The 24,365-nt window shown below is 71.2% G+C and carries 27 protein-coding genes and 1 pseudogene; 15 read left to right on the forward strand and 13 right to left on the reverse strand.

Annotated features, from left to right (window positions below):
• Positions 1 to 51: 51 nt before the first annotated feature.
• The 9 genes from GFD30_RS06330 to GFD30_RS06370 all read left to right on the forward strand — a co-directional run bounded on the left by GFD30_RS06330 (position 52) and on the right by GFD30_RS06370 (position 8,136).
• Entirely contained in the window at positions 52 to 1,587 is a 1,536-nt protein-coding gene (locus GFD30_RS06330) for a sugar ABC transporter ATP-binding protein (RefSeq protein WP_153024354.1), read from the forward strand.
• Complete coding sequence (locus GFD30_RS06335) at positions 1,584 to 2,633, forward strand: ABC transporter permease (protein ID WP_322633001.1); 1,050 nt, start codon at positions 1,584 to 1,586, stop codon at positions 2,631 to 2,633. Before GFD30_RS06330 ends, GFD30_RS06335 begins: the two co-directional genes overlap by 4 nt.
• Positions 2,630 to 3,655, forward strand: a complete 1,026-nt coding sequence (locus GFD30_RS06340; protein WP_153024355.1) for an ABC transporter permease subunit — start codon at positions 2,630 to 2,632, stop codon at positions 3,653 to 3,655. Before GFD30_RS06335 ends, GFD30_RS06340 begins: the two co-directional genes overlap by 4 nt.
• Before the next feature lie 134 nt (positions 3,656 to 3,789).
• Entirely contained in the window at positions 3,790 to 4,713 is a 924-nt protein-coding gene (locus tag GFD30_RS06345) for an ABC transporter ATP-binding protein (RefSeq protein WP_227995893.1), read from the forward strand.
• A complete protein-coding gene (locus tag GFD30_RS06350; protein ID WP_322633002.1) occupies positions 4,710 to 5,561 on the forward strand; it encodes an ABC transporter permease in 852 nt (283 codons plus the stop codon). Before GFD30_RS06345 ends, GFD30_RS06350 begins: the two co-directional genes overlap by 4 nt.
• Before the next feature lie 6 nt (positions 5,562 to 5,567).
• The gene (locus tag GFD30_RS06355) at positions 5,568 to 5,795 is read left to right on the forward strand and encodes a helix-turn-helix transcriptional regulator (protein WP_153024356.1); all 228 of its coding nucleotides are present in this window, start codon (positions 5,568 to 5,570) and stop codon (positions 5,793 to 5,795) included.
• 103 nt (positions 5,796 to 5,898) lie between these two features.
• On the forward strand, positions 5,899 to 6,123 hold the full coding sequence (locus GFD30_RS27800) for a ribbon-helix-helix domain-containing protein (protein WP_153024357.1): 225 nt from the start codon (positions 5,899 to 5,901) through the stop codon (positions 6,121 to 6,123).
• A complete protein-coding gene (locus tag GFD30_RS06365; protein ID WP_194201870.1) occupies positions 6,120 to 6,542 on the forward strand; it encodes a type II toxin-antitoxin system VapC family toxin in 423 nt (140 codons plus the stop codon). Before GFD30_RS27800 ends, GFD30_RS06365 begins: the two co-directional genes overlap by 4 nt.
• 154 nt (positions 6,543 to 6,696) lie before the next feature.
• On the forward strand, positions 6,697 to 8,136 hold the full coding sequence (locus GFD30_RS06370) for an alkaline phosphatase D family protein (protein WP_153024462.1): 1,440 nt from the start codon (positions 6,697 to 6,699) through the stop codon (positions 8,134 to 8,136).
• Positions 8,137 to 8,176: 40 nt separating this feature from the next.
• Here GFD30_RS06370 and GFD30_RS06375 read toward each other — a convergent pair whose 3' ends face one another.
• The 8 genes from GFD30_RS06375 to GFD30_RS06410 form a co-directional block, all read right to left on the reverse strand.
• A complete protein-coding gene (locus GFD30_RS06375) occupies positions 8,177 to 8,614 on the reverse strand; it encodes a DUF2550 domain-containing protein (RefSeq protein ID WP_153024359.1) in 438 nt (145 codons plus the stop codon).
• 2 nt (positions 8,615 to 8,616) lie between these two features.
• Positions 8,617 to 8,898, reverse strand: coding sequence for a F0F1 ATP synthase subunit epsilon (locus tag GFD30_RS06380; RefSeq protein ID WP_322633004.1), 282 nt, complete (start codon positions 8,896 to 8,898; stop codon positions 8,617 to 8,619).
• Positions 8,899 to 9,064: 166 nt separating this feature from the next.
• Positions 9,065 to 9,742, reverse strand: a complete 678-nt coding sequence (locus tag GFD30_RS06385; protein WP_030144656.1) for a Crp/Fnr family transcriptional regulator — start codon at positions 9,740 to 9,742, stop codon at positions 9,065 to 9,067.
• Positions 9,743 to 10,046: 304 nt separating this feature from the next.
• A complete protein-coding gene (locus GFD30_RS06390) occupies positions 10,047 to 11,243 on the reverse strand; it encodes a MarP family serine protease (protein ID WP_153024360.1) in 1,197 nt (398 codons plus the stop codon).
• Positions 11,244 to 11,294: 51 nt separating this feature from the next.
• On the reverse strand, positions 11,295 to 11,948 hold the full coding sequence (locus GFD30_RS06395; protein ID WP_322633005.1) for an NUDIX hydrolase: 654 nt from the start codon (positions 11,946 to 11,948) through the stop codon (positions 11,295 to 11,297).
• Positions 11,945 to 12,499, reverse strand: coding sequence for a TlpA family protein disulfide reductase (locus tag GFD30_RS06400; RefSeq protein ID WP_153024361.1), 555 nt, complete (start codon positions 12,497 to 12,499; stop codon positions 11,945 to 11,947). Before GFD30_RS06400 ends, GFD30_RS06395 begins: the two co-directional genes overlap by 4 nt.
• Complete coding sequence (gene nth, locus GFD30_RS06405; protein WP_153024362.1) at positions 12,496 to 13,287, reverse strand: endonuclease III; 792 nt, start codon at positions 13,285 to 13,287, stop codon at positions 12,496 to 12,498. The genes GFD30_RS06400 and nth overlap by 4 nt, the downstream gene beginning before the upstream one ends.
• Before the next feature lie 138 nt (positions 13,288 to 13,425).
• Entirely contained in the window at positions 13,426 to 14,547 is a 1,122-nt protein-coding gene (locus GFD30_RS06410) for a S8 family serine peptidase (RefSeq protein WP_153024363.1), read from the reverse strand.
• 198 nt (positions 14,548 to 14,745) lie between these two features.
• On the opposite strand from GFD30_RS06410, the gene GFD30_RS06415 reads away from it, so the two are divergent.
• From GFD30_RS06415 to GFD30_RS06435, 5 genes are all read left to right on the forward strand, one after another.
• Complete coding sequence (locus GFD30_RS06415) at positions 14,746 to 17,151, forward strand: SseB family protein (RefSeq protein ID WP_153024364.1); 2,406 nt, start codon at positions 14,746 to 14,748, stop codon at positions 17,149 to 17,151.
• On the forward strand, positions 17,148 to 17,513 hold the full coding sequence (locus tag GFD30_RS06420; protein ID WP_153024465.1) for a hypothetical protein: 366 nt from the start codon (positions 17,148 to 17,150) through the stop codon (positions 17,511 to 17,513). The genes GFD30_RS06415 and GFD30_RS06420 overlap by 4 nt, the downstream gene beginning before the upstream one ends.
• A 175-nt stretch (positions 17,514 to 17,688) precedes the next feature.
• The gene (locus GFD30_RS06425) at positions 17,689 to 18,846 is read left to right on the forward strand and encodes a Gfo/Idh/MocA family protein (protein ID WP_153024365.1); all 1,158 of its coding nucleotides are present in this window, start codon (positions 17,689 to 17,691) and stop codon (positions 18,844 to 18,846) included.
• Positions 18,843 to 19,934 carry a dihydrodipicolinate synthase family protein gene (locus GFD30_RS06430; RefSeq protein WP_322633006.1) on the forward strand — a complete coding sequence of 364 codons (1,092 nt, stop codon included), beginning with the start codon at positions 18,843 to 18,845 and terminating at the stop codon, positions 19,932 to 19,934. The genes GFD30_RS06425 and GFD30_RS06430 overlap by 4 nt, the downstream gene beginning before the upstream one ends.
• Complete coding sequence (locus tag GFD30_RS06435; protein WP_153024366.1) at positions 19,931 to 20,743, forward strand: sugar phosphate isomerase/epimerase family protein; 813 nt, start codon at positions 19,931 to 19,933, stop codon at positions 20,741 to 20,743. The genes GFD30_RS06430 and GFD30_RS06435 overlap by 4 nt, the downstream gene beginning before the upstream one ends.
• Positions 20,744 to 20,835: 92 nt before the next feature.
• On the opposite strand, the pseudogene GFD30_RS06440 reads toward GFD30_RS06435, so the two are convergent.
• Together GFD30_RS06440 and GFD30_RS06445 are read right to left on the reverse strand one after the other, a co-directional pair.
• Positions 20,836 to 21,069, reverse strand: a pseudogene (locus GFD30_RS06440) (DUF397 domain-containing protein); the annotation flags it as partial.
• A 32-nt stretch (positions 21,070 to 21,101) separates the two neighbouring features.
• Positions 21,102 to 21,950: a helix-turn-helix domain-containing protein gene (locus GFD30_RS06445; RefSeq protein ID WP_153024367.1), complete on the reverse strand. Its 849-nt coding sequence runs from the start codon at positions 21,948 to 21,950 to the stop codon at positions 21,102 to 21,104.
• A 452-nt stretch (positions 21,951 to 22,402) separates the two neighbouring features.
• Here GFD30_RS06445 and GFD30_RS06450 point away from each other — a divergent pair, with 452 nt between their 5' ends.
• A complete protein-coding gene (locus tag GFD30_RS06450; RefSeq protein ID WP_153024368.1) occupies positions 22,403 to 22,669 on the forward strand; it encodes a hypothetical protein in 267 nt (88 codons plus the stop codon).
• Positions 22,670 to 22,680: 11 nt separating this feature from the next.
• Here the strand turns inward: GFD30_RS06450 and GFD30_RS06455 are convergent, their stop codons facing one another.
• The 3 genes from GFD30_RS06455 to GFD30_RS06465 are packed head-to-tail and all read right to left on the reverse strand — an operon-like array spanning position 22,681 to position 24,245.
• Positions 22,681 to 23,019 carry a VOC family protein gene (locus GFD30_RS06455; protein ID WP_153024369.1) on the reverse strand — a complete coding sequence of 113 codons (339 nt, stop codon included), beginning with the start codon at positions 23,017 to 23,019 and terminating at the stop codon, positions 22,681 to 22,683.
• A gap of 45 nt (positions 23,020 to 23,064) precedes the next feature.
• A complete protein-coding gene (locus GFD30_RS06460) occupies positions 23,065 to 23,736 on the reverse strand; it encodes a class F sortase (RefSeq protein ID WP_153024370.1) in 672 nt (223 codons plus the stop codon).
• A 41-nt stretch (positions 23,737 to 23,777) separates the two neighbouring features.
• The gene (locus GFD30_RS06465) at positions 23,778 to 24,245 is read right to left on the reverse strand and encodes a hypothetical protein (RefSeq protein ID WP_153024371.1); all 468 of its coding nucleotides are present in this window, start codon (positions 24,243 to 24,245) and stop codon (positions 23,778 to 23,780) included.
• Positions 24,246 to 24,365 lie beyond the last annotated feature (120 nt).

The following is a 24,365-nucleotide window of genomic DNA, read 5'->3' on the forward strand; positions in this document are numbered from 1 at the left end:
CCCGGGCCGGAAGGCCGGGCGGCGGCTCCGCTCCAAACGAAGGACGAGTCCATGCCCGCGACAGCCCCGCCCGGTGCTGCCCTGGTCCAGATGACCGGCATCGTGAAGGACTTCACCGGCGTCCGCGCCCTCGACGGCGTCGACTTCACCCTCAGGCCAGGCGAGATCCACGCCGTCATGGGGGAGAACGGCGCCGGGAAGTCCACACTGATCAAAGTGCTGACCGGCGTGCACGGCCACGACGCCGGCGAGATCCTCCTCGACGGCGAGCCGGTCCGCTTCCACAGCCCCAAGGCCGCCCAGGCCGCCGGCATCTCCACGGTGTACCAGGAGGTCAACCTCACCGACAACCTGTCGGTGGCCGAGAACCTCTTCGCCGGGCGCGAACCGCGCCTGGGGCCGTTCATCAACTTCCGCGCCATGCGCCGCAAGGCGAAGGCGCTCCTCGACGACATCGGCATCGACCTGAACGTCGCCGCGCCCCTGTCGTCCTACTCGATCGCCATGCAGCAGCTCGTCGCGATCGCCCGCGCCGTCGACATCGAGTCGAAGGTCCTCATCCTCGACGAGCCCACCTCCTCGCTCGACCGCGACGAGGTCGAAGTGCTCCTCGGGGTCATGCGCCGCCTCGCCGCGGACGGCACCGCCATGGTGTTCATCTCCCACTTCCTCGACCAGGTCTACGAGATCAGCGACCGGATGACCGTCCTGCGCAACGGGACGCTCGTCGGCGAATGGGCCACCGCGGACCTGCCGCAGAGCGAGCTCATCGGCCACATGCTCGGCCGCGAGGCCGCGACCCTCGAGCAGATCGAGCGGGCCGCCTCCGCGCACCGCGTCGAGGACGAGGAACCGCTCGTCGAAGCCCGGGGCCTCGGCCGCAAGGGCTCCATCGCCCCGTACGACCTGACGGTCCGACGCGGCGAAGTCGTCGGCCTCGCCGGCCTCCTCGGATCCGGGCGCACCGAGACCGTCCGGCTCATCGCCGGCGCCGACCGCGCCGACTCCGGCGCCCTGCAGTTCGAAGGCAGGCGCGTCGGCGGGCACAACTCGCGCACCGCCGCCGCCCGCGGCATCGCGTTCTGCCCCGAGAACCGCAAGACCGAAGGGCTCGTCGGCGACCTCACCGTCGCCGAGAACATGATCCTGGCGATGCAGGCGTCCCGCGGCTGGGCCCGGTCCATCCCGGTCGCCCGCCGCGACAAGCTCGTCGCCGAGTTCATCGAGAAGCTCGGCATCCGCCCGGCCGACCCCGACATGCCCGTCAAGAACCTCTCCGGCGGCAACCAGCAGAAGGTGCTCCTGGCCCGCTGGATGCTCATCGAGCCCAAGCTCCTCATCCTCGACGAGCCCACCCGCGGCATCGACGTCGGCGCCAAGGCCGACATCCAGCGCCTCGTCGCCGAGCTCTCCGCCGACGGGCTGTCGGTGCTGTTCGTCTCCGCCGAACTCGACGAGGTCACCCGCCTGTCCGACCGGATCGCGGTCCTCCGCGACCGGGAACTCATCGCCGTGCTCGAATCCGAGGCCGACATGACCACCGAACGCATCGTGGACACCATCGTGGCCGGAGGGCGCGAGTCGTGAACTACGCGAAGCGCCTGATGTGGCCGCTCATCATCCTGCTGGCCCTCATCGTCGTCAACATCGTCGCCACCGGCGTCGACTTCATCGTCCCGAGCGTCAACGAGGACGGCCGCCTCGGCGGCGCCTTCGTCAACATCCTGCGCCGCTCGGCGCCGCTGCTGCTCATCGCGCTCGGCATGACCCTCGTCATCGCCACCAAGGGCATCGACCTCTCGGTCGGCGCGGTCTACGCCATCGGCGCGGCCATCGCCTGCCAGACGATCATCGACGCGCCCGACCAGACCGCCGCGGGCCTCGTGTTCTCCGCCGTCGCCATCGCGCTCGTCGTCACCGCCGTCATCGGCGCGTGGAACGGGGTCATGGTCGCGTACTTCGGCATCCAGCCGATCGTCGCCACGCTCATCCTCATGATCGCCGGGCGCGGCATCGCCCAGCTCGTCACCGGCGGGCAGATCCCCAAGGTGCAGGACTCGAGCCCGTTCACCGAACTCGGGCGCGGCGCGTTCCTGGCCGTCCCGATCCCGATCTGGATCGCGGCCCTCGTGCTGACCGCGCTCGCGCTGCTCACGCGCCGGACCGCGCTCGGGATGCTCCTCGAGTCCGTCGGCGGGAACCCCGAGGCCAGCCGCCTCGCGGGCATCCGGTCCAAGGGCATCACCGTCCTGGTGTACCTGGTGTGCGCGCTGTGCGCCGGCCTGGCCGGGCTCATCGGCGCGGCCAACCTCGGCAGCGCCGACGCCAACAACGGCGGCCTGTGGATCGAGCTCGACGCGATCCTCGCCGTCGTCATCGGCGGCACGGCACTGCTCGGCGGCCGGTTCTTCCTGCTGGGCACCGCGATCGGCGTCGTCATCATCGGGACGCTCGAGGACACCATCATCAACGTCGGCCTCTCCAGCCAGTGGCAGTTCACCGCGAAGGCCATCGTGGTCTTCGTCGTCGCACTGCTCCAGAGCCCCGAGTTCCGGGCCTGGATCCTGAAGCCGATCAAGCGGCGGCCGGCAGCCCCGGCGCCGGCGCCCGCCGAGGAGGTCCAGGCGAAATGACCACCCAGACACTGACCGAGCGCCCCGCGCGCTCGACCCTGTTCGACGGGCTCACCCGGTACGTCCCGATCGGGGCGACCGTGGCGCTCCTGATCGCCCTGTACCTCGGCGGCGTCGCGAACTACCCGAACTTCGACAGCCCGCAGGTCGTCGCCAAGCTGTTCATCGACAACGCGCCGCTGCTGGTCATCGCCGTCGGCATGACGTTCGTGATCCTCTCGGGCGGCATCGACCTCTCGGTCGGCTCGGTGATGGCGTTCTCGACGATGGCGTGCGCGTGGCTCACCGTCGACGCCGGGATCCCGGCCCCGGCGGCGCTGGTCATGGTGCTCGCCTTCGGGACGCTGTGGGGCCTGGCCATCGGCGCGGTGATCCACTACTTCAACGTGCAGCCGTTCATCGCGACCCTGGTGGGGCTGTTCCTGTTCCGGGGGCTGACCCTCCAGATCAACAGCGAAGACGTGTCCATGCGCGAGATCGAGTTCTGGCAGTGGGGCATGACGCACGTGGACTTCGGGGAGATCCGCGACGGCGGCTTCTGGCTCCCGTACCTGTCGTTCGTGGCGTTCGCGGTCGTCATCGTCGCCTTCGTGACGCTCCACTACACCCGGTTCGGGCGCGGCGTGTACGCCGTCGGCGGCTCGGAGTCCTCCGCGCTCCTCATGGGCCTGCCGGTGGCGCGCACCAAGATCGGCGTGTACGCCGTCAGCGGCTTCTGCGCGGCCCTCGCCGGGGTCCTCGCCGCGTTCGCGACCAAGAGCGCCAACCCGCTCGCGAACGTCGGCGCCGAACTCGACGCGATCGCCGCCGTCGTCATCGGCGGGACGCTGCTCACCGGCGGGGCCGGGTTCGTCCTCGGGACCGTCGCCGGCGTCATGGTCTGGGGGATGCTCAACACGCTCATCGCCTTCCAGGGGAACCTGTCCTCGTGGTGGGCGCGGATCGTCATGGGGATCCTGCTCCTCGCGTTCATCCTCCTGCAGCGGGTCCTCGCCCGCTCCGGGGAGAAGCGGCGCACCTAAGCTCTCCTCTTCGCACCAGAGGGGCCGTTCACCGACGTGTGAACGGCCCCTCGTCTTATACGGCTCGACAGAGGTGTCGGACGAGATGTAGCATGAGTGCTATCGAAGAACGAACACCTGCAACGGAGCCATCCATGGGACACCCCCGACCGCACGCCGGCCCCGCCATCGCGGTGTCCGACCTGCGCATGCGCTACGGCGACAAGGACGTGCTCACCGGCCTCGACCTCCGGGTCGAAGCGGGCGGCGTCACCGCGCTGCTCGGCCCCAACGGCGCCGGCAAGACCACCACCATCGAGATCCTCGAAGGCTTCCGGGCCCGCTCCGGCGGCGACGTCGAAGTCCTCGGCGTCGACCCCGTCAGCGGCGGCGAGGCGTGGCGGGCGCGGCTCGGCGTCGTCCTCCAGGAATGGCGCGACAACGGCAAGTGGCGGGTGCGGGACCTCCTGCGCCACTTCGCCGAGTACTACCGGCCGTACGCCGACCCGTGGGGCGCCGACGAGCTCCTCGAACTCGTCGGGCTCACCGCGCAGGCCGGGCAGCGGATCCAGACGCTCTCCGGCGGCCAGCGCCGCCGGCTCGACGTCGCCATCGGCATCATCGGCAGACCCGAGCTCCTGTTCCTCGACGAGCCGACCACGGGCTTCGACCCGCACGCGCGCCGCGAGTTCCACGAGCTCATCCACCGGCTCACCGACCTCGACGGGACCACGATCCTGCTGACCACGCACGACCTCGACGAGGCCGAGAAGCTCGCCGAGCGGATCGTCATCCTCGCCGGCGGCCGCATCATCGCCGACGGCTCGCCCGACCAGCTCGCCCGCGCCGCGGCCACCGTCGCCGAGGTCTCGTGGACCCAGGACGGGCGGCGGCACGTGCACGCCACCGAGGACGCGACCGACTTCGCGCGGGGGCTCCTCGCCACCGACGACGGCGCGGTCACCGACCTCGAGATCCACCGCGCCAGCCTCGAAGAGGCGTACCTGACGCTCGTCCAGCAGTTCGAGACCGGCCAGACCGAAACCGCCGTCGACACCTTCAGGGAGGCGACGAAGTGAACACCACCGCACACGAGTACCGGACCGGCTGGAAGCGGGCCCTGATCGAGACCCGCAACACGCTGACGTCCCCGAGCGACCTCGCCGGCCTGGTCGTGCCCATGCTCGTCGCCGTCGCCGTGCTGTACTTCATGCGCGGCGTCGAGGTCGAAGGGGCACCGGTGTCCCTGGGGGCCATGAACATGCCGGGCCTCATCGGCATGAACGTCGTCTTCGGCGGCATCATCACCCTGGTCAGTATGCTGGTCATGGACCGCGTCAACGGGACCCTCCTGCGCGCCAAGTCGATGCCCGGCGGCATGACCGGCTACCTCGTCGGGCAGATCGGGTCGGCCGCGATGTTCCTGTCGCTCACCTCGATCATCCTGCTGGCCGTCGGCCTGCCGCTGTTCGACGGACTCGAGTTCGCGACCCCCGACCGGTGGCTGCTGTTCCTCGCGGTCCTGGCGATCGGCCTCGCGGCGGTCATGCCGCTCGGCGCCGTCCTCGGGGCGCTCATCAACAACCCCAAGAACATGAGCCTGGTGATGTTCCCCGTCATGGCGTCCGTGGCGGTCTCGGGGATCTTCTACAAGATCACCGCGCTGCCCGAATGGCTCCAGTGGATCGGGCAGGCGCTGCCGATGTACTGGATGGGCCTGGGGATGCGCCAGGCGCTGCTGCCGGACTCGATGGCGGCGGTCGAGATCGGCGGCGAGTGGCGGACCCTTACGATGTTCGCCGTGCTCGCGTTGTGGGCGGTCGCGTCGATGGCCCTGGCGCCCAGGCTGCTGCGGCGCATGTCGCGGCGGGAGTCGGGCTCGGCCGTCGCGTCGCGGCGGCAGCAGATGCAGCAGCAGTGGGGATAGGGGCCGATGGCCGACGACGTCGTCTACAACCGGATCGCGGTGCTGCGCGCCGAGCGGGGCGTCTCGCGCCGCCAGCTCGCCGACGCCCTCGGCGTGCACTACCAGACCGTCGGCTACCTCGAACGGGGTGAATACAGCCCGAGCCTGTTCCTGGCGCTGAAACTCGCCGAGTACTTCGAAGTCCCCGTGGAGGTCGTCTTCTCCACCAAGCCCTTCCCGCGCATCGGCGCATAGCGGTCGGGCCCGCCCCGCGCTCCGGAAACACCCCGGCCGACGGCCGTCCGGAGCGCGGGGCTTTCAACGTGCGGTGACACCATACGTATGGCAGAATGGGAGCATGTTCAAGACCACCGTGTACCTCACCGACGAGGAGAAGGACGGCCTTCGACGAGGTGCAGCCGAGCGCGGAGTCTCGGAGGCGGAGCTGATCCGTGAGTTCATCGACGCCGGCCTGGCCTCTACCGCTCCGCAATGGGATCTACTGCCGGTAATCCACAGCCCGGAACTCGCTCAGGTCGACGACGAGGAGGAGTTCCTCCGCTCGAACGGCTTCGATCGGTGATCATCTGCGACACGAATTGCCTGCTCAGTCTGGTCAACGACGCAGATCCGCACCACGAAGAAGTCCGCAAGATCGCGACCTCCGAGTCGCGCCCGCTCGTCGTAAGTCCGCTTGTGCTCGCGGAGTTCGATTACCTCGTGCGCAAGATCGTCAGCGGCGCTGTCGCCCGATCGCTTCTGGAGCGGCTGCTCCAAGGCCGGATGATCGAGGTGGCGGCGATGTCGCACACCGACCTCCTAACCGCGGTCAAGGTCGACGCCAAGTATGCATCGCTCGAACTCGGACTCGCCGACGCGAGTCTTGTCGTGCTCGCCTACCGCTACAAGACTTTCGATCTGCTCACCCGTGACGAGCGGGACTTCCGCCCCATCGTCCCGCTCCAAGGCGGCGCATTCCGGCTGCTGCCCAAGGACCGCTGAGCAGGGCCTTACTGTTCACTCCTGTGACACCCGTGTGTCGACCCCGCCTGAGAGCGTGAGGTCAAACGACCCCCACGGTATTGGAGAGACCAGAGTGCACATCGACCGACGGCGGCTGCTGTCCGCCGGGGCGGGGAGCGCGATCGTGCTGGGCATGCCCGGCATCTCGTACGCGTCCTCCCGTCCCCAGCTCACCCACGGCGTCCAGTCCGGCGACGTCAGCGAGAACGGCGCGGTGCTGTGGACCCGGGCCGATCGCGGCTCGCGGATGCGCGTCGAACTCGCGACCCGCCCCGACTTCAAGCACGCCCGCGAGATCACCGGCCCCGCGCTGACCGAGGCGACCGACTACACCGGGAAGCTGCGCCTCAGCGGCCTCCGGTCCGGGAAGACGTACCACTACCGGATCCGGGCCGAAGGCGAGCGCGGCTCCGAACCGCTCGAAGGGTCGTTCACGACCGCATCGGACGAGCCGCGCGACACCACCTTCCAGTGGTCGGGCGACCTCGCCGGGCAGGGCTGGGGCATCAACCCCGAGTTCGGCGGCTACCGGATCTTCCAGGCCATGGCCGACGCCGAACCGGACTTCTTCCTGTGCTCGGGCGACTTCGTCTACGCCGACGGGCCGCTCGTGGAGACCGTCGCGCTCCCCGACGGGACCACCTGGCGCAACACCGTCACCGAAGAGAAGACGAAGGTCGCCGAGACCCTCGAGGAGTACCGGGGCCAGTTCAAGTACAACCTGCTCGACGACAACCTCCGCGCGTACCTGGCGCGGGTGCCGATGGTGAACCAGTGGGACGACCACGAGGTCACCAACAACTGGTACCCCGGCGAGATCCTCGACCTGCCGCAGTACACCGAGAAGAACGTCGACGTGCTCGCCGCTCGGGCCCGCCGGGCGTTCGCCGAGTTCACGCCCGGCGGGTTCGACGCCGAAGGGCGCATCTACCGGAAGATCTCCTACGGGCCGCTGCTGGACCTGTTCGTGCTCGACATGCGGACCTACAAGAGCGCCAACCCGGACGCCGACGGCGCCGCGGGGGCGGTCCTCGGCGAGCGGCAGCTCGCGTGGCTCAAGCGCGAACTGCGCCGCTCCAAGGCGACCTGGAAGGCCGTCGCGGCGGACCTGCCGATCGGGCTGATCGTCGGCGACGGCACCGGTGCGCAGGAAGGGGTCTCCAACGGCGCCGAGGGCGCCCCGGGCGGCCGCGAGAGCGAGATCGCGGACCTCCTGTCGTACTGCAAGCGCGAATCGGTCGCGAACATGGTGTGGCTGACCGCGGACGTGCACTACACGGCCGCCCACCACTACAGCCCCGACCGGGCCGTGTTCCAGGACTTCGACCCGTTCTGGGAGTTCGTGTCCGGGCCGCTGAACGCCGGCGCGTTCGGGCCCAACCGGCTCGACGGCACGTTCGGCCCCGAAGCGGTCTTCGTGAAGGCCCCGCCCGCGGCGAACACCTCGCCCGCGGTCGGGTACCAGTTCTTCGGCGAGGTCCACATCGACGCCGAGACCGAGGTGCTCACCGTGTCGCTCAAGGACATCGACGGTGAAACCCAGTTCACCCAGTCGGTCGAACCGGTCGCGTAGACGGGGAACGCCCGCTCCGGTGAACCGGGGCGGGCGTCGTTCATTCCCTGTCGCTGTAAAAAGCCGCCCCGGGCGGGGCGGCTTCGAGCCAGCTGAGGAATCCGGTCACGGCCGAGGTCGTCATCGCGAGCTCGACCTCGCCGGAGGAGTTCTTGCAGCGGAGGATGGCGACCTCCGGGGGGAAGATCTGGGCCTCGGGGCCGGCCGGCACGCGCCGGTCGGCGATCTGGAGGTCCTCGCGCGAGAGCGAGTAGCGCGGCCCGAACGCCAGGGAGAACATGCGGTACCAGCGGAGCGTGCCGCGCTCGTAGACGGCGAAGCCGGGGGCCCAGCCGCGGCCCTCCATGTGCTTGGAGAGGCGGGCCGCCATCGCGACCGAGCCGGATCGGGAGAAGAACGAGCGCCGGACGTACGTCAGCACCAGGAACACCGCGACGGCCGCCGCCAGAGCGGCGACGACGAGCAGTGCCTTCAGCATGGTCAGACCGAAGTGGAGGCGACCGCTTCGGCGGTCTCGGCGAGGATGGTGACGCCGTCGGTGGTGACCGACAGGAATCCGCCTTCGATCTTCCAGGCGAGTTCGCCCCCGTCGAGCGGCTGTACCCGTACGGTGCTGTCGATGCGCAGCTCGCCCAGGAGCGGCTGGTGACCGGGCAGGACGCCCAGTTCGCCTTCGGTGGTGCGCGCGTAGACGGCCTTGGCCGTTCCGGACCACACCTTCGAGTCGACTGCCACGACTTCGACGTTCAGTTGCCCTGCCACAACGCTCCTTCAGTCAGACTCCGGGGATGGTTACCGGAAGTCTAAACGGCCGGACCTGCGGGCGTCTAATCGGCCAAGCGCGGGAGGGGGAGTGATCACCCTTACGAGCTGGAGAACCGCGAAGGCCCCCGGCGATGCCGAGGGCCCCGAAGTCCGACCGGAGGCGTTACACGCGGGCCCGGCGGGCAAGGCGCTCCGGGTCCATGATGATGACGCTCTTGCCGTCCAGGCGCAGCCAGCCGCGGCCGGCGAAGTCGGCGAGGGCCTTGTTCACGGTCTCGCGGGAGGCGCCGACGAGCTGGGCGAGCTCCTCCTGGGTGAGGTCGTGGGTGACGCGGAGGACGCCGCCGTCGCGGGTGCCGAAGCGGCTCGCCATGTGCAGGAGGGCCTTGGCCACGCGGCCGGGCACGTCGGTGAAGATGAGGTCCGCCATGGAGTCGTTCGTGCGGCGCAGCCGGCGAGCTATCACCCGCAGGAGCTGCTCGGCGATCTCGGGCCGGTTCGCGAGCCACGGCCGCAGGGCGGTCTTCGAGAGGCGGGCCAGGCGGGTGTCGGTGAGAGCGGTGGCGGTGGCGGTGCGGGGGCCGGGGTCGAAGAGCGCGAGCTCGCCGACCATGTCGGACGGGCCCATGACCGCGATCAGGTTCTGGCGGCCGTCGGCGGAGCGGCGCCCGAGCTTCACCTTGCCGGACATGACGATGTACAGACTGTCGCCCGGCTCGTTCTCGGTGAAGACGGTCTGGCCCTTGTTGACGTCGATGTACTCCATCTCTTTGATGAGCGACTCGACAGCTTCCGGGTCGACCCCCTTGAAGAGGGCGGCTCTCGCCAATACGTCTTCCATGTCCGTTCGCACCTTTCTTCAACGCACCGCTAGTGCAAGTACTGAGTCTATGCCTCTTGTCCGCATTGCGGGAGCGAGACCCCCGTAAATCCACATGCGCACTGCGACGCCGAAATCGACATTCGTATCCGGATGAATGCGTTCCGTCCGTTCCGCGCGTCACCGCGTGAGACTCGCCGCGCCGTTTCAGCAGGGGGTTCGTCCGGGTGAACGGAATGCGTCGACGGCGACCGCTACAGCCTACCCGCATTGTGACGCGAGGCCCAACATCAGGCAATGGCGAAAATCCCCAAGATCGCACATCTCACGTGCAGGAACCGGTCCCGACGGGCCCGTCGGCGGTGCGGCCGGCCTCGAGCACCGCCGCGGACTCGTCCATCGTGAGCGCGTAGCCGGTCTCGGGATCGTCGACCGCGGCCGCGAAGATCACGCCGATCACCTCGCCTTCGGGGTTGAGGAGCGGGCCGCCGGAGTTGCCGCCGATGATCTCGGCGTAGAGCTGGTAGACCTCGCGGGTGACGGTGCCGTCGTCGTAGATGTCGGGGCCGGTGACCACCCGCGCCTCGCGGATGCGCGCGGCCGTCGGCGTGTACGGCCCGCCGCCGGGGTAGCCGAGGACGATCGCGTCGTCGCCGGAGGCGGCCGTGGCGTCCTCGAGCGGCAGCGGGTCGACGTCGAGATCGGGGACGCGGAGGATCGCGAGGTCCTTCTCGGGCTCGAACACGATCACCTCGGCTTCGAGGAGGTCGCCGTCGGACTCGACGCGGACGTCGTCGGTCCCGGCGACCACGTGCGCGTTGGTGACCACGAGCCCGTCGTCGTAGACGAAGCTGGAGCCCTCGATCTGGCGGTCGCAGGAGCCGGCCGAGCCGTGGACCTTGAGGACGGACTCTTCGGCGTTCACGACCACGGCGGAGGCGGCGAGGGCGGGGTCGGGCGGGTCGACGTCGCGGACCTGGGTCGGGTCGATGCCGTAGAAGATGTTGGGCATCCCCGAGGTGTTCAAGGACTCCTGGAGCCGGTCGTAGACGCCGCGGACCGCTTCGGGCATGTTGTCGTCGATACCGCCGACGATGCTGGAGTTGCGGATCGCGGCCGAGATCGCCGGCAGCGGCAGGCTCGCCAGGGGCGCGGCCGACATCCACGTCACGAGCAGGACCGCGGCGACGGAGATGATCGGGCCCAGGAAGCGGTCGATCCGCCTGGAGCCGTTGGTCTTGAGCCGCTTGCGCATCCGGTAGCCGATCGCGGTCATGAGGGCCTGGCCGCCGAGGGCGAGCGCGAAGACGATGACGAGCGCGACGACGAGCTTCGCGATCGGCTCGCGGTAGAAGTCGGCGGCCCACGGGGCGATCTGGATGCCCAGGAGCGCGCCGCCGAGGAAGCCGAGGAACGTCGCGGCCGAGAGGATGAAGCCCTGGCGGTAGCCGTTGATGGCGAACAGAAGTGCCAGCAGCACGATGACGACGTCGACCAGGAGTCCCGCACCACTCGCGCTCATCCGCCACACCCCGCAATCGGTCGAGAGCCGCCGGCGCCGTCCGCGTCTTCCTTAGCGCCCTTCGAGTTTCATCGTGCGGCCGCGGTCCCAGGGGCGGGACCAGCCGCCCAGGTCCAGTAGCCAAGACAGTACCCCGGCGGTGAAGCCCCAAATCAGGGGTACGCCGGCGACTTCGAAGCCCGGGCCGCTGCGCCCGGACGGGTAGTCGACGGTGCCGCGCGAGGCGGGGTCGGCGAGGACCGGCAGCGGGACCTGGTGCGCGGCGGCGACTTCGGAGGCGGCCTGCGGGGCGACCGTGTGCGGGCGCGTCCACAGGGCGAGCACCGGCGTGACCGCGAAGCCGGACACCGGGATCCACAGGGGCGGGAGGGTCGCGCCGACCGCGACCGAGCCCGGGTCGACCGCGAGTTCCTCGGCGGCCTCGCGCAGGGCGGTGGCGGGCGCGTCGGCGTCGCCGGGTTCGGTGGCGCCGCCGGGGAACGCGACCTCGCCGGGGTGGTGGCGCAGGGTCGCGGCCCGCTGCTGGAGCAGGACCGACGGGCCGGATTCGGTGTCGCACAACAGGACCAGGACGGCCGCGGTCCGGGCGTCCTCTTCGGCGTACGGGAGGAGGTGGCCGCTGACGACGCGTTCGGCCATCGGGCCCTCCGCTTCGGCGGCCGCCTTCAGGAGCGGGCCCCACCAGGCCGGCCGGTCGCCGTTCACGCGAGCTCCAGACCGAACGCGGCCTCGGCGGCCTCGGTCAGGCTCTCGGTGGTGACGCCGGGTTCGACGATGAGCCGCTCGACGGCGCCGTCCGGTGCGACGAGCGCGATCCCGGGGAGGGCCGGGACGCCGAGGCCGGTCCGGACCGCCTCGTCGGGGTCGGCCACGGAGGGGAAGGTCATGCCGAAGTCGTCGGCGAACCAGCGGCCGCGGTCGTCGGTGTCGGCGGTGTCGACGCCGAGGACGTCGACCTGGTCGCCGTGGGCGGTGTGGAACGCCTCGATCTCGGGGGCCTCGGCCTGGCAGGGGACGCACCAGCTCGCCCACAGGACGACGACGAGGGGCTTCCCGGTGGTGCCGACGGCGGTCGCGGCGCCGTCGCCGAGGCAGTCGAGTTCGAGGCCGCCGACGCCTTCGATCGGGGTGGAGCCGGCGGTGCACGGGACCGACCAGGTCGGTTCGCCGGCGTCGCGCGGGGTCTGGGCGTCCGTCGACTGGCCCGAGCAGGCCGCCAGGGCCAGGAGCGGCAGCGCCGCCAGGAGCCGCCTCATGCGCCCACCGCCGGCTCGCCGAGCCCGTCCCGGCCGCCGCCGGCGGCGGCCGCCAGGCGGATCAGCTCCTCGACGTTGTCGCCCTTGAGGAGTTTCGCGGCCTCGGCCGGGTCGGTCGGGCCCTCGCCGAACGAGGGGCAGAGCGGGGCGAGCGTGCAGGCGCCGCACGCAGGCTTGCGGGCGATGCAGACGCGGCGGCCGTGGAAGATGATCCGGTGGGAGAACATGGTCCACTCGCGCGGCTCGATGAGCCGCTGGAGCTGGAACTCGAGCTTGACCGGGTCTTTGCCGTCGGTGAGCCCGAGCCGGTTCGTGATCCGGATCATGTGGGTGTCGACGGTGATGCCGGGGACGCCGAACGCGTTGCCGCGGATGACGTTCGCGGTCTTGCGGCCGATGCCCGGGAGCTTCACGAGCGCGTCCATGTCCTCGGGGAGCCTGCCGTCGTGGTCGGCGACGAGGGCCTTGCCGAGGCCGATGATCGATCGGGCCTTGTTGCGGTAGAAGCCGGTGGGCCGGATGATCTCCTCGACGTCCTCGGGATTCGCCTCGGCGTAGTCGCCGGCGTCGCGGTACTTCGCGAACAGCGCGGGAGTGGTGAGGTTGACGCGGACGTCGGTGCACTGCGCGGAGAGGATCGTGGCGACGGCCAGTTCGAGCGGGTTCCCGTAGTCGAGTTCGCAGTGGGCGTCGGGGTGGGCCGCGGCGAGGAGCCGGTTGATCCGGCGGGCCCGGCGCTTCTTGGCGAGGTCGCTCTCGGTGCCGTCTCGGCGGGACTTGCGAGCCATCAATTGATCCTGCGGGCGTCGGCGGCGTTCACCCCGCCATGGTACGCGGACCGGCCGGTCCGGCCGCCTCGGCCGCGGAGCGCCTCGGGCCGGTCGCGGCGCCGCCAGGAGCGGGGGTCCGCGGGCCCGGTTCGCACGTCATCGCCACGGTTGCGCGGCGGCGCGCCTGCGGCCGCGCATGAGCAGGGCGGTGACGCCGATCAGGCCGCCGCCGGCCGCGGTCGCCGCGGCGCTCCAGGCGGCCGGCACCGGTTCGGCCGCCTCGGTCGGCGCGATGTCGGCGGCCACGGCCGCGCCGGCGTCGACGATCCCGGCCCCGAGGTCCCCGCCCCCCGGGGAGGCGGTCGAGACCAGGGCCCGCCGGACCTGGTCGGCGGACCAGTCCGGGTGCGCGGAGCGGACCAGGGCCGCCGCGCCCGAGACGAGCGCCGACGCGAACGAGGTGCCGGTCACGGTCTTGTGGCCGCCGCGGGCGTCGGCCGCGGTCAGCTCCGCGCCCGGTGCGGCGAGGTCGGTGCCCTCGCCGGCGACCGCGGTGCGCCACCGCTCGCCGTCCCGGTCGGTGCCGGTGACCGCAAGGACCTCGTCCATGCGGGCGGGGAACCACACCTCTTCATCTTCGCTGCCCTGCGCACCGTCGCGGCTCCGGTTGCCCGTGCAGGCCACCACGACCACGTCGTGGTGCTCGGCGTAGGCGATCGCCTCGGCGAACGGCGCGGAGTCGTACTGGCCGCCGAGTGAGAGATTGACGACGTCGGCGCCGTTGTCGACGGCCCAGCGGACGGCCGCGCCGACCATCGCCGAATCGTGGTACCGGTTGTCGTCGTCGAGGACGCGGATCGGGAGGATCTGGGCCTCCGGGGCCATGCCGGGATGGCCGCCGCCGGGGCGGCCGGCGATGAGGCTCGCCACGGCCGTGCCGTGGCCGACCGGGTCGGCCTGTCCGAACGCCCGCTCGTAGACCGGGCCCTCCTCGGCGCCGACGGCGAGCAGGCGCGGCTCGGCGCCCGAGTCGGGGTCGACGTAGCTGCGGCCGGGGAGCACGGCTCCGCGGAGGTCCGGGTGGTCGGCGTCGACCCCGGAGTCGATCACCGCGACGACGACCCCCTCGCCGGAGGCGACCGGCCAGGCCCGAGGCGCCCCGGCCGCGGACACGTGCCACGGGACCGGCGCGGCGGCCTGGCCGGGCGCGGACAGCAAGAGCGCCAACAGCGTCGAGCAGACGCAGGCCATCATGAATCGAGCAGCGCGGTTCCCCATAAGAGCGGGATCGTTACACAGCGACAGGTCCGCAGTGTGGGAACGACACGCGTTCTCCTTTATGATTTCGTTATTGTCAGCCTACTGAACGAAGCTTGACAACGCCCTCGCGTTACGGTGACCATCGCGAGGGGACGCCGCGTTCGCTCGACACCGCCCCATCCAAGACCGGTAGGGGGGAAGGGCTGAGTGGGATCGATGTGGGAACCCAGTAACGAGATCGAGCACCGCCTCCGAGAAGCGCTGCGAGCCGAGGACCAGGACGGATACTTCCGCATCCTGGCGCAGATCGAACTCGTGCTCCCACTGTCCTATGAGGGCGTGAACGGCACGGGGGCGGACACGTGGGCCACGTGGACCACGGACGACCGCACTCATATCCTCGCGTTCACGTCGGAGTCGGCGCTGCAGATCTGCCTTCGGGACAACGCCGGATCGTCGCGCCGGGTGACGTTCCAGTCGCTCGCCGAGGCGTGGCCCGACGAGGAGTGGTGGCTCGCGGTCAACCCGGGCCTCCCGATCGAGGGCTACCTGCCGGCGTGGTTCGTGCTGCAGGTCGCGCAGGGCATGACGACCGTGCCGGCCGACCCGGCGCCCGCGGAGCCGTACCAGGACGACCGCTTCGCGTCGGCGACCCGCAGCGACCCGTTCGCCGAGGGCCAGTCCGACCCGTTCGCGAACCCGATGGCGCAGTCCGCGCCCCCGCAGCGGGAGAGCTTCATGCCCCCGCCGCCGCCGGTCCCCGACGTCCCGCCCGCGCCGCGCCGGTCCTCGGACCTCAACGGCTCGTCGTCCCTCAACAGCTCGTCCCTCAACGGCTCGTCGTCGACCGTCGCCGGGACGACCCCCGCGGGCCTGCCGCTGCGCCAGCCGCCGCGCGAGGACGCCGAGCCGCAGGGCTTCGGCGACCAGTTCCAGTCGCAGCCGCCGGCGCAGTCGTACCAGCCCGAGCAGTCGTTCCAGCCGCCGCAGGGCTTCACGCCCCAGCGGGGCCTCGGATCCCAGTCGCAGGGGTTCGGTTCGCAGCCGCAGGGCTTCGGGTCCCAGCCGCGGCACCAGTCGCAGCCGCAGGGATACGGCACTCCGCCGCAGGCCCACGACTCGCAGCCGCAGGGCTTCGGGTCGCAGCCGGGCGCGGCGGCCTTCCCGGCCGAGCCGAACTGGCCGTCCCCGCAGGACCAGTGGCCCGACGCCCCGGACTGGCTGCGCGAGCAGCAGTCCGACCCGATGGTGCTCCCGACCCGCGAGCCGGGCCCGGTGGCCGACCCGGGCGGCTACACGTCCGGCGACGCGTTCGGCACGCCGCCGGCGCAGGAGGAGCCCCCGCGCACGGCCGAGGCGTTCGCGTCCATGTCGAGCGCGTTCGGGCGCCGGCCCACCGGCGGGGCCGAGCCCGAGCCGGTCAGGTCCGCGCCCCAGCCGGTGGAGCTCACCGGCGAGGAGGCCGAGCCGCTCCTGGCCGAGGCCGCGTCCCGCGGCGACACCGCCGGGTTCCTCCAGACGCTGCTCTGCGCCAGCGTCGTCCTCCCGGTCGGCGACCCGGCCGCCGCGCACATCCGCGTGGGCGACCCGGCGTTCCGCTGGGCAGACGACGTCGTCGACGGGAACATCGGGATCACGGTGTACACCACCGAGGCCCGGATGGCCGCGCGCGCCGGCGAGGACACCCCGCACACGACCGTCCCGTTCGGCTGGCTCATCCAGCACTGGCCGTCCCCGGACTACGCGCTCTACGTCAACCCCGGCACCGAGGTCGGCGCGAACATGTCCGGTCCCGAGATCGAGCCGCTCCTGAAGTGGGCCGAGGCCAAGGACCTGCTCGTGTTCGCCCGCGAGATGGAGAAGCGCCACGCCGCCGCCGCGCGGGCGGCCTCGCCCGCGCACCGCGTGCAGCCGATCCTGTGGCAGAAGACCATCCCGCACCACCAGGTGTCGTTCTACCTCGAACGCGGCTACGACCGGGTCGGCGGCTTCGTCCACCCGGCCGAGGCCGTCGACCACCTGCGCACGCCCGCGCAGCTCTACCTCGCGCTCGGGCTCATCCGCTCCAGCGAGGACTTCAGCCCCACCGACGACTCGGTGCACGTGCTCCGCTGGATCGGGTACCGCACCGACCTGTACCCGGCCGCGATCGGCGGGAACGACTTCCCGAGCGCCGAGGCCCGCGGCGGCACCGTCGTCGAGCCCGGACCGTTCCGCGGGGACGGCTTCGCGCCGTCGGAGTCCCCCGACGAGCGGATCCCCGAGCACAAGGTCCACTCGGTGCGCCTCCCGCACGGCGCGAAGATCCTCCGGATCGACTCGCGCGGCGAGGTCGCCGAGATCGCCGTGTACGACTCGGACACCCGCGAGTGGACGCCGGTCGACGGCGCCTACGGCGGCCCGGCCGCGATCGAGGCGCCCTCCACGCCGGCGCTGCCGCCCGCGCCGCCGGCCGACGGGCCCCCGCCGGCCGGACCGATGGGCGAGGCGTTCGGGTACGACAGCGCGCTCGGCGACGCCTGGGGCGACGCCGACGGCCACTACGACCTGGTGCGGCCCAACCCCGAGGACCGGGCCGCGTCCGTCCTCGACCACCGCACGAGCGATTGGAAGGACGCCTGATGCGCGACGGCTACATCGCCCGCTGGAAGGGCGCCGAATACGACTCCAGCCCCGACGGCGCCCACGTGCGGCTCTACTCGCCCACCGGCGGCGACGGGTTCGTGCAGGTCGCCGAGGGGCGGTACCGCCGCGGCGTGCCGATCGGCGAGCTCGAGGACTTCTTCTACGTGCGCACCGTCTGCACCTGGCGCGGGCAGCCGTTCCTGCTGCTCGGCGCCTCCGGCGAGTGGTACCGGCTCGAGTACAGCGGCGGGCGCTCCGACGTGGCCCGCTCGCTGGGCCTGGAGCCGTACGACAACGGGGTGTACCAGATCTGGGCCCCGGCCGAAGAGGTCACCGACATCAGCGAGCAGTACCTCTAGGCACGCGAGCGGACCCCGGCCCGGGCGGCCGGGGTCTCGTGCTGTCCGGACGCTGGACGGGACGCATTCACGTGTGTAAATCTGTTTAGGAACCGCTTTCAAACCAGTGCGCGTGTGCTGTATGCTTCACAAGACTGTATGAAAGCGCTTGCCTAATCACCTGGAGCAGATCCCTATGGCAGAGAGAATCACCGTCGGCATCGCCCTCAACGGGGTGACCGGGCGCATGGGCTACCGCCAGCACCTCGTGCGCTCGCTCCTGGCCATCCGCGCGCAGGGCGGCGTCGAGCGCGCCGACGGCAGCGTCATCTGGCCCGAGCTGACCCTGGTCGGCCGCAGCGCCGACAAGCTCGCCGCGGTCGCCGAGCGCCACGGCCTCGACAAGTACACGACCAGCCTCGACGAGGCCCTGGGCGACGAGTCGATCGACGTCTACTTCGACGCGCTCACCACCCAGCACCGCCTCGCCGCCGTCAACGCCGCCATCAAGGCCGGCAAGCACGTGTACACCGAGAAGCCCATCGCGACCAACCTCGAGGACGCGCTCGCCCTCGCCCGGACCGCCCGCGACGCCGGCGTCAAGAACGGCGCGGTCGCCGACAAGCTCTACCTGCCCGGCCTGCGCAAGCTCAAGCGCCTCGTCGACTCCGGCTTCTTCGGCCGGGTCCTGTCCGTGCGCGGCGAGTTCGGCTACTGGGTCTTCGAAGGCGACTGGCAGGAGGCCCAGCGCCCCTCGTGGAACTACCGCGCCGAAGACGGCGGCGGCATGGTCCTGGACATGTTCCCCCACTGGTCCTACCTGCTCGAAGGCACGTTCGGGTCCCCGATCACCTCGGTCATCGCGAACGTCGTCACCCACATCCCCGAGCGCTTCGACGAGCAGGGCCGGCCGTACGCGGCGACCGCCGACGACGCCGCGTACGCGATCTTCGAACTCCAGGACGGCACCGTCGTCCAGATGAACTCCTCCTGGGCCACCCGCGTCGACCGCGAGGAGCTCGTCGAGTTCCACGTCGACGGCGTCGAGGGCTCGGCCATCGCCGGGCTCCGCAAGGCCCGCGCCCAGCACCGCGCCCACACCCCCAAGCCGGTCTGGAACCCCGACATCGACCAGCCGATCCCGTTCCGGCAGCAGTGGCACGAGGTCCCCGACAACGAGGTGTTCGACAACGGCTTCAAGCTGCAGTGGGAGGAGTTCCTCCGCCACGTGGTGGACGACGAGCCGTGGCACCATGACTTCATGGCCGCCGCCCGCGGCGTCCAGCTCGCCGAGGCCGGCTACCGGTCGGCCCGCGAGGGCCGCCGCATCGAACTCGAGGAGCTGGTCCTGTGAGCCGGGAGTTCACCTCACGCGTCATCTACTCCGCCGCGCACGTCGTCGCCGACCCCCTCGCGGACAACGGCCCCGGGCGCCCGGCCGCGGTCGACTGGGATGCCACCATCGCGTTCCGCCGCCACCTGTGGGACCTCGGCCTCGGGGTCGCCGACGCCATGGACACCGCCCAGCGCGGCATGGGCCTCGACTGGGAGGCCACCAAGCAGCTCATCCGCCGCTCGGCCGAGGCCGCCGGGCCGGACGACCTGCTCGCGTGCGGCGTCGGCACGGACCAGCTCGGCGCCGGCCCCGCGACGCTCGACGAGATCCGCGCGACCTACCTGGAGCAGCTCGCCGTCGTCGAGGACGCGGGCGCGGGAACGATCCTCATGTGCTCGCGCGCGCTCGCCGCGAGCGCGAAGGGCCCCGACGAGTACAAGGCGCTGTACGCCGAACTCCTCGGCGAGGTCAGCGGCAAGGCGATCCTGCACTGGCTCGGTCCGATGTTCGACCCGGCGCTCGAGGGCTACTGGGGCTCGTCGGACCTCGAGGAGGCCGCCGACACGTTCGTCGAGATCATCGCTGAGAACGCCTCCAAGGTGGACGGCATCAAGATGAGCCTGCTCGACGCCGAGGCCGAGATCGCCCTACGCCGCAGGCTCCCTGAAGGGGTCCGCTGCTACACCGGCGACGACTTCAACTACCCGCGCCTCATCGCCGGCGACGAGTTCGGCTACTCCGACGCGCTGCTGGGGATCTTCGACCCGCTGGCGCCGCTGGCCTCGCAGGCGGCCAAGCGCCTCGACGACGGCGACGTGGCCGGGTTCCACGCGATCCTCGACCCGACGGTGCCGCTGGCGCGCAAGGTGTTCGAGGCGCCGACGTTCAACTACAAGACCGGCGTGGTGTTCCTGGCGTGGCTCTCGGGCTACCAGGACCACTTCAAGATGGTCGGGGGCCTCGAGTCGGCCCGGTCGATCGAGCACTTCGGGCAGATCGTCGACCTCGCGCTCGAAGTGCGGCTCTTCCCCGACGAGAACCTCGCCATCGACCGGTTCAACGCCCTGCTCAAGACCGCGGGCCAGCCGCCGAGGACGCTCGCATGAGGGCCGCGGACCGCTTCTCGTTCAACCATGCGACCGCGAAGTTCTGGGACCAGCGCGAAGCCGTCGAGGCGTGCGCGCGCGCCGGCGTCGGGATCGGGCTGTGGCGCGAACCGGTGCAGGAGATGGGACTCGAGGCGAGCGCGAAGCTCGTGCAGGACGCGGGCGTGGCGGTGACGAGCCTGTGCCGGGGCGGCTTCTTCACCGACCCGACGCCGGCCGCGATCGACGACAACCGGAGGGCGATCGACGAGGCGGCCGCGCTCGGTGCGCCCGCGCTCGTGCTCGTGTCGGGCGGGATCCCGGCGGGCGGCACCATCGACGGCGCCCGCGAAGGCGTCCAGGAGGCCCTGTCGGTCCTTGCGCCGTACGCGGGGGAGCGGGGCGTGACGCTGGCGATCGAGCCGCTGCACCCGATGTTCGCGAGCGACCGGTGCGTCGTGACGACCATCGGCGAGGCGCTCGACCTGGCCGCGCCGTTCCCGGCCGAGCAGGTCGGCGTCGTGGTCGACACCTACCACATCTGGTGGGACCCCCAGGTGTGGCAAGGGATCGCGCGCGCCGGCCGGGAAGGCCGCATCGCGTCGTTCCAGTTCGCCGACTGGGTCACGCCGCTCCCGGCGGGCGTCCTCACCGGGCGCGGCCAGCTCGGCGACGGCTGCATCGACTTCAAGCGGTACCTCGCCGAGGTCGACGCGGCGGGCTTCACCGGCCCGATCGAGGTCGAGCTGTTCAACGACGCGCTGTGGGCCCGGCCGGGCGCCGAGGTGCTCGCGGAGACCAAGGCCGCGTTCGAACGCGTCGTGTCCTGACGTCCGGAGACGAGAAACAGGGCCGCCCGGACGGGCGGCCCTGTGTTCGCTGTACGGGCTGGTAAGGCGATCTCGCCGGTCTTGATGGCGGCGATCAGGCCGGTCCAGGTCGCGGTGTCCACAAGGAGGTGCGGGAAGTCGCCCTCGGTGGGCAGCTTCGAGTCCCGGACCGCGACCGTGGAGGCCACCGGGGCGACCTCGATGCAGTTGCCGTTCCCACCGCTCCGGCTGGACTTGCGCCACGGCGCATCGTGGACGCACGCGACCTCGACGCAGTTGCCTGTGCCGCTGCGGCTGGATTTGCGCCATTGAAGTGAAGGAATCATGTCAGCACCCTCAAATCTTCCTCGGTTGATTCTCAGCCGATGGTACTGATCAGCACGCGGATGCGGTCCAGTGACTCCTCGGGGGAAAGGGAGAGCTTGCGAAGTCTGGAGTGAACGTCCTGGTAGGCGGTGAAGTGCTCGGGTTCCTCCAGAACCTGTCCGCGGGTGAAGTTGTCGAGGTAGACGATCGGCTCGTCGAGGGCGTCGGGGAACTTGATGACCATGAACGGGCCGGTCATCGCGGCGTGGCCGCCGGCGGCGAACGGCAGGACCTGGATGGAGACGTTCGGCAGCTCGAACAGCCCGGCCAAGTGCTCGAGCTGGGCGCGGAACTGCGCGGCGGTGCCGACGGGCCGCAGGAGCACGGCCTCGTTGAGGACGGCGGTGACCTCGACCGGGTCGGCGCGGGTGAGGATCTCCTGGCGGCGCAGGCGGGCGGCGACCTTCGGTTCGATGTCGCTGTCCTGAGTGGTCAGACGGAAGATCTCGCGGGCGTAGTCGGCGGTCTGGAACAGGCCGGGGACGATCTCCGACTCGTAGGTGGCGATCGAGGCGGCCTCCTCCTCGAGTCCGACGTAGAACCCGAACCAGTCGGGGAGGACGTCGCCGTAGTTCTGCCACCAGCCGCGTTCGGTTGCGCCGCGGGCGAGTTCGACGAGGGCTTCGGCGTCGTCGCCGGTGACGCCGTACAGGGCGAGGGCGGCCCGGACGACGACGGGACGGGCGGTGATCTCGCGGTTCTCGATGCGGCCGAGGTTGCCCGGGCTCATGTCGAGCGCTTTCGCCGCGGCGGCCCGGGTCAGGCCCGCCCGCTCGCGGAGGGTGGCCAGCTCCTTGGCGATCCGGCGTCGCTTGACCGTGGGGCTGCGAAGCTCGTACATGCGCAGAGTATTCCACGCTAGGTATGGGCAAGCAAATCTCGCTCACTCGATCGAGTGTGGTGCAACTTGCATGGGTTTGGGGTGGCATGTATGGTCTATGTCACGGCCAGTGAGGCCGCAGGCTTGAAGCGGGCCGTTCGCGGGCGTTGCTGACTCGCAGGCCGCCCGGTCACGGTGGAGGACCGGTCGGCGCAGCCGCCGGGCGGCCGCGGCCCGCTCCTTCGGAGGCTACGACCGAAGGAGCGGGCCGCATGAGCAGTCTTCCACCGGCACAACCGCATAGGTCGCACAGGCGGCGGCCCACCGGGATGTCTCGGCGGAGATGCCGGCGGGCCGCCTCAACCAAGAGAGGCGCGCTCTCATGGCAGCTCTGACCCTATCCCGAGATCAGGTCCCCGCCTGGGCCGCGATCACCGTCCGCGACCTCCGGTTTCCGCCGCGGGGGCGCCGGGATGGATGAGGGCGAATGGATCTACCTCGGGGAGTTCACCCGCGGCATCGGCATGCGCACCTGGGTCCGGTTCCTGGTCGAGCGCTCGACCGCCGACCATGCCCTGCACCGGATCCGCTACGACGAAGGGTTCGGCAGGGAGCCGTCGCCGGTCGCGACGTTCACCGAGCCGGCGGGAACCGGGACGGCGTGGACGCCCGCCTGGGACGGCGACCAGCTCAGCCCCGGCATCGAGAGCGACGCCAGGGCGATCGCCAAGCGCAAGTAGCGGTCCCGGGGTCAGTGGCCCGCGAACACGCAGAACTCGTTGCCGTCCGGGTCGGCCAGGGTCGTCCACGTGAGGTCGTCGACCCCGCGGTCCGCGACGTGCTTCGCGCCGTCCGCGACCAGGCGCGCGACCGCGCCGGGCACGTCGTCCGTCACGATGTCCATGTGGACCCGGCCCGGGGCGGGGTTCTCCACGTACTGGAAGCCCATGCCGGGGCCCTCGCCCGCGCTGATGAAGACGTACTGGCCCCAGTCGGCGGTGACCTCGCCGTCCAGGGCGGCGGCCCACCACTGGGCCAGCTCCTTCGGGCGCTCGGTGTTCACGGTGATGTTCGCGATCTTCAAAGCCATGCCGGAACGCTACCGGCGGGGTCCGACATCCGCCGGCGGAACCGCTCAGCCGCCGAACGCGTCCCGACCGTTCAGCGGGCGCGCGAGGTCCGCCCCGGTGGCCCGCCGCCGGCCCGCGTAGTCGGCGAAGACCACCGTGTTCTCGGTGTAGTCGCCGGTCCCGCGGTCAAACACGCCGCCGCAGGTGATCAGCCGCAGTCCCGGCTCGGGCCCGACCCCGAAGACCTCCTCATAGGGCAGGCGCCCCTTCGGGAACGACTCGACGGCCGCGACCTCGTAGACCACGACGATGCCGTCCTCGCGCGTCACCTCGATCGCGTCGCCCTCCTCGAGGCGCTCCACCGCGAAGAAGACGGCCGGGCCGCGCGCGGTGTCCACATGGCCCAGCAGGACCGCCGGGCCGAACTCGCCCGGGGTCGGGCCCGGCTCGAACCAGCCGGCCTCGTGCGGGCGCCGCATCGACGGGACCTCGAAGTCCCCGTCCGAGTCCAGGCCGAGCGGGGTGAGCGGGGCGTGGACGCCGAGGCGGTCGATGTCGACCCGGACCGGCTCGGACCGGTCGAGCCAGTCGCCGCCCGCCGGATCGGCGACCGCGAACGGGTCGCCGGCGAACGGGTTGCGGAACTCGGGCCAGTGCAGCGAGGGGACCGGGGTGACGCTTCCGAGCATGAGACCCAGGCCCCCGGCGAGAACGAACGCGAGCGCAGCGGTGGCCACCGGCCGGAACGCCGGCTCCGGCCGGTGGGGCCCGCGTCCGTTCAGGCGGTCGCGCCGCGGCGCTTCAGCAGCCACATGCCCGCCGCAGCGGCCAGGACGAGCGCCGCACCCGACCAGAGGACGACCGTCGCCGCGTCCGAGGCGGCCGCGCCGCCGCCGGTCGCCGGGGCCGCACCCGACGTCACGATGAACTTCGCCGACGCCGTGTCGCCGCCGCAGGTGACCGCCACCGTGTACGTGCCCGGCTCCAACTCGTCGGTGACGGTGAACGTCCCGGCCGCGTTGTTGTTGCGCTGCAGCAGGTCGAAACCGACCGCGGTCCCCTCGACCTCGCCGGTCGCGTCCTCGGCGCAGTTCGCCGCGAGCACGTCCACCGGGGTGCCGATCAGGCCCGCCGTCGGCGAGAGCGTGACGGTGACGGCCGCGTTCGCCGGGGCGGCGGACAGCGCGACCGCGGCACCGAGCGCGATCGCCGCGACCACCCCCCGGATGAGCATTCGTATGGGCACGGTTCCTCCCCGATCGACACCGGGACCGCCCCGGCGTTCGCGACGTGTCAAGTGCTCACGGTAACGGCTGCCGCCGGCGGTGCAGGCGCGATCGACGGAACCCGCGGGGCCCAGGGGAGT

This window comes from Glycomyces albidus (assembly GCF_009451885.1).
Taxonomy (GTDB): Bacteria; Actinomycetota; Actinomycetes; order Mycobacteriales; family Micromonosporaceae; genus Glycomyces; species Glycomyces albidus.

Coding starts and splice junctions, on each gene's coding strand:
- GFD30_RS06385 (WP_030144656.1), bottom strand. CDS start 9,742: ATGGAAGACGTATTGGCGAGAGCCGCCCTCTTCAAGGGGGTCGACCCG.
- GFD30_RS06400 (WP_153024361.1), bottom strand. CDS start 12,499: ATGAGGCGGCTCCTGGCGGCGCTGCCGCTCCTGGCCCTGGCGGCCTGC.
- GFD30_RS06390 (WP_153024360.1), bottom strand. CDS start 11,243: ATGAGCGCGAGTGGTGCGGGACTCCTGGTCGACGTCGTCATCGTGCTG.
- GFD30_RS06455 (WP_153024369.1), bottom strand. CDS start 23,019: ATGGCTTTGAAGATCGCGAACATCACCGTGAACACCGAGCGCCCGAAG.
- nth (WP_153024362.1), bottom strand. CDS start 13,287: ATGGCTCGCAAGTCCCGCCGAGACGGCACCGAGAGCGACCTCGCCAAG.
- GFD30_RS06415 (WP_153024364.1), top strand. CDS start 14,746: ATGTGGGAACCCAGTAACGAGATCGAGCACCGCCTCCGAGAAGCGCTG.
- GFD30_RS06340 (WP_153024355.1), top strand. CDS start 2,630: ATGACCACCCAGACACTGACCGAGCGCCCCGCGCGCTCGACCCTGTTC.
- GFD30_RS06375 (WP_153024359.1), bottom strand. CDS start 8,614: ATGCTGAAGGCACTGCTCGTCGTCGCCGCTCTGGCGGCGGCCGTCGCG.
- GFD30_RS27800 (WP_153024357.1), top strand. CDS start 5,899: ATGTTCAAGACCACCGTGTACCTCACCGACGAGGAGAAGGACGGCCTT.
- GFD30_RS06425 (WP_153024365.1), top strand. CDS start 17,689: ATGGCAGAGAGAATCACCGTCGGCATCGCCCTCAACGGGGTGACCGGG.
- GFD30_RS06410 (WP_153024363.1), bottom strand. CDS start 14,547: ATGGGGAACCGCGCTGCTCGATTCATGATGGCCTGCGTCTGCTCGACG.
- GFD30_RS06345 (WP_227995893.1), top strand. CDS start 3,790: ATGGGACACCCCCGACCGCACGCCGGCCCCGCCATCGCGGTGTCCGAC.
- GFD30_RS06330 (WP_153024354.1), top strand. CDS start 52: ATGCCCGCGACAGCCCCGCCCGGTGCTGCCCTGGTCCAGATGACCGGC.
- GFD30_RS06355 (WP_153024356.1), top strand. CDS start 5,568: ATGGCCGACGACGTCGTCTACAACCGGATCGCGGTGCTGCGCGCCGAG.
- GFD30_RS06450 (WP_153024368.1), top strand. CDS start 22,403: ATGGATGAGGGCGAATGGATCTACCTCGGGGAGTTCACCCGCGGCATC.
- GFD30_RS06445 (WP_153024367.1), bottom strand. CDS start 21,950: ATGTACGAGCTTCGCAGCCCCACGGTCAAGCGACGCCGGATCGCCAAG.
- GFD30_RS06370 (WP_153024462.1), top strand. CDS start 6,697: ATGCCCGGCATCTCGTACGCGTCCTCCCGTCCCCAGCTCACCCACGGC.
- GFD30_RS06435 (WP_153024366.1), top strand. CDS start 19,931: ATGAGGGCCGCGGACCGCTTCTCGTTCAACCATGCGACCGCGAAGTTC.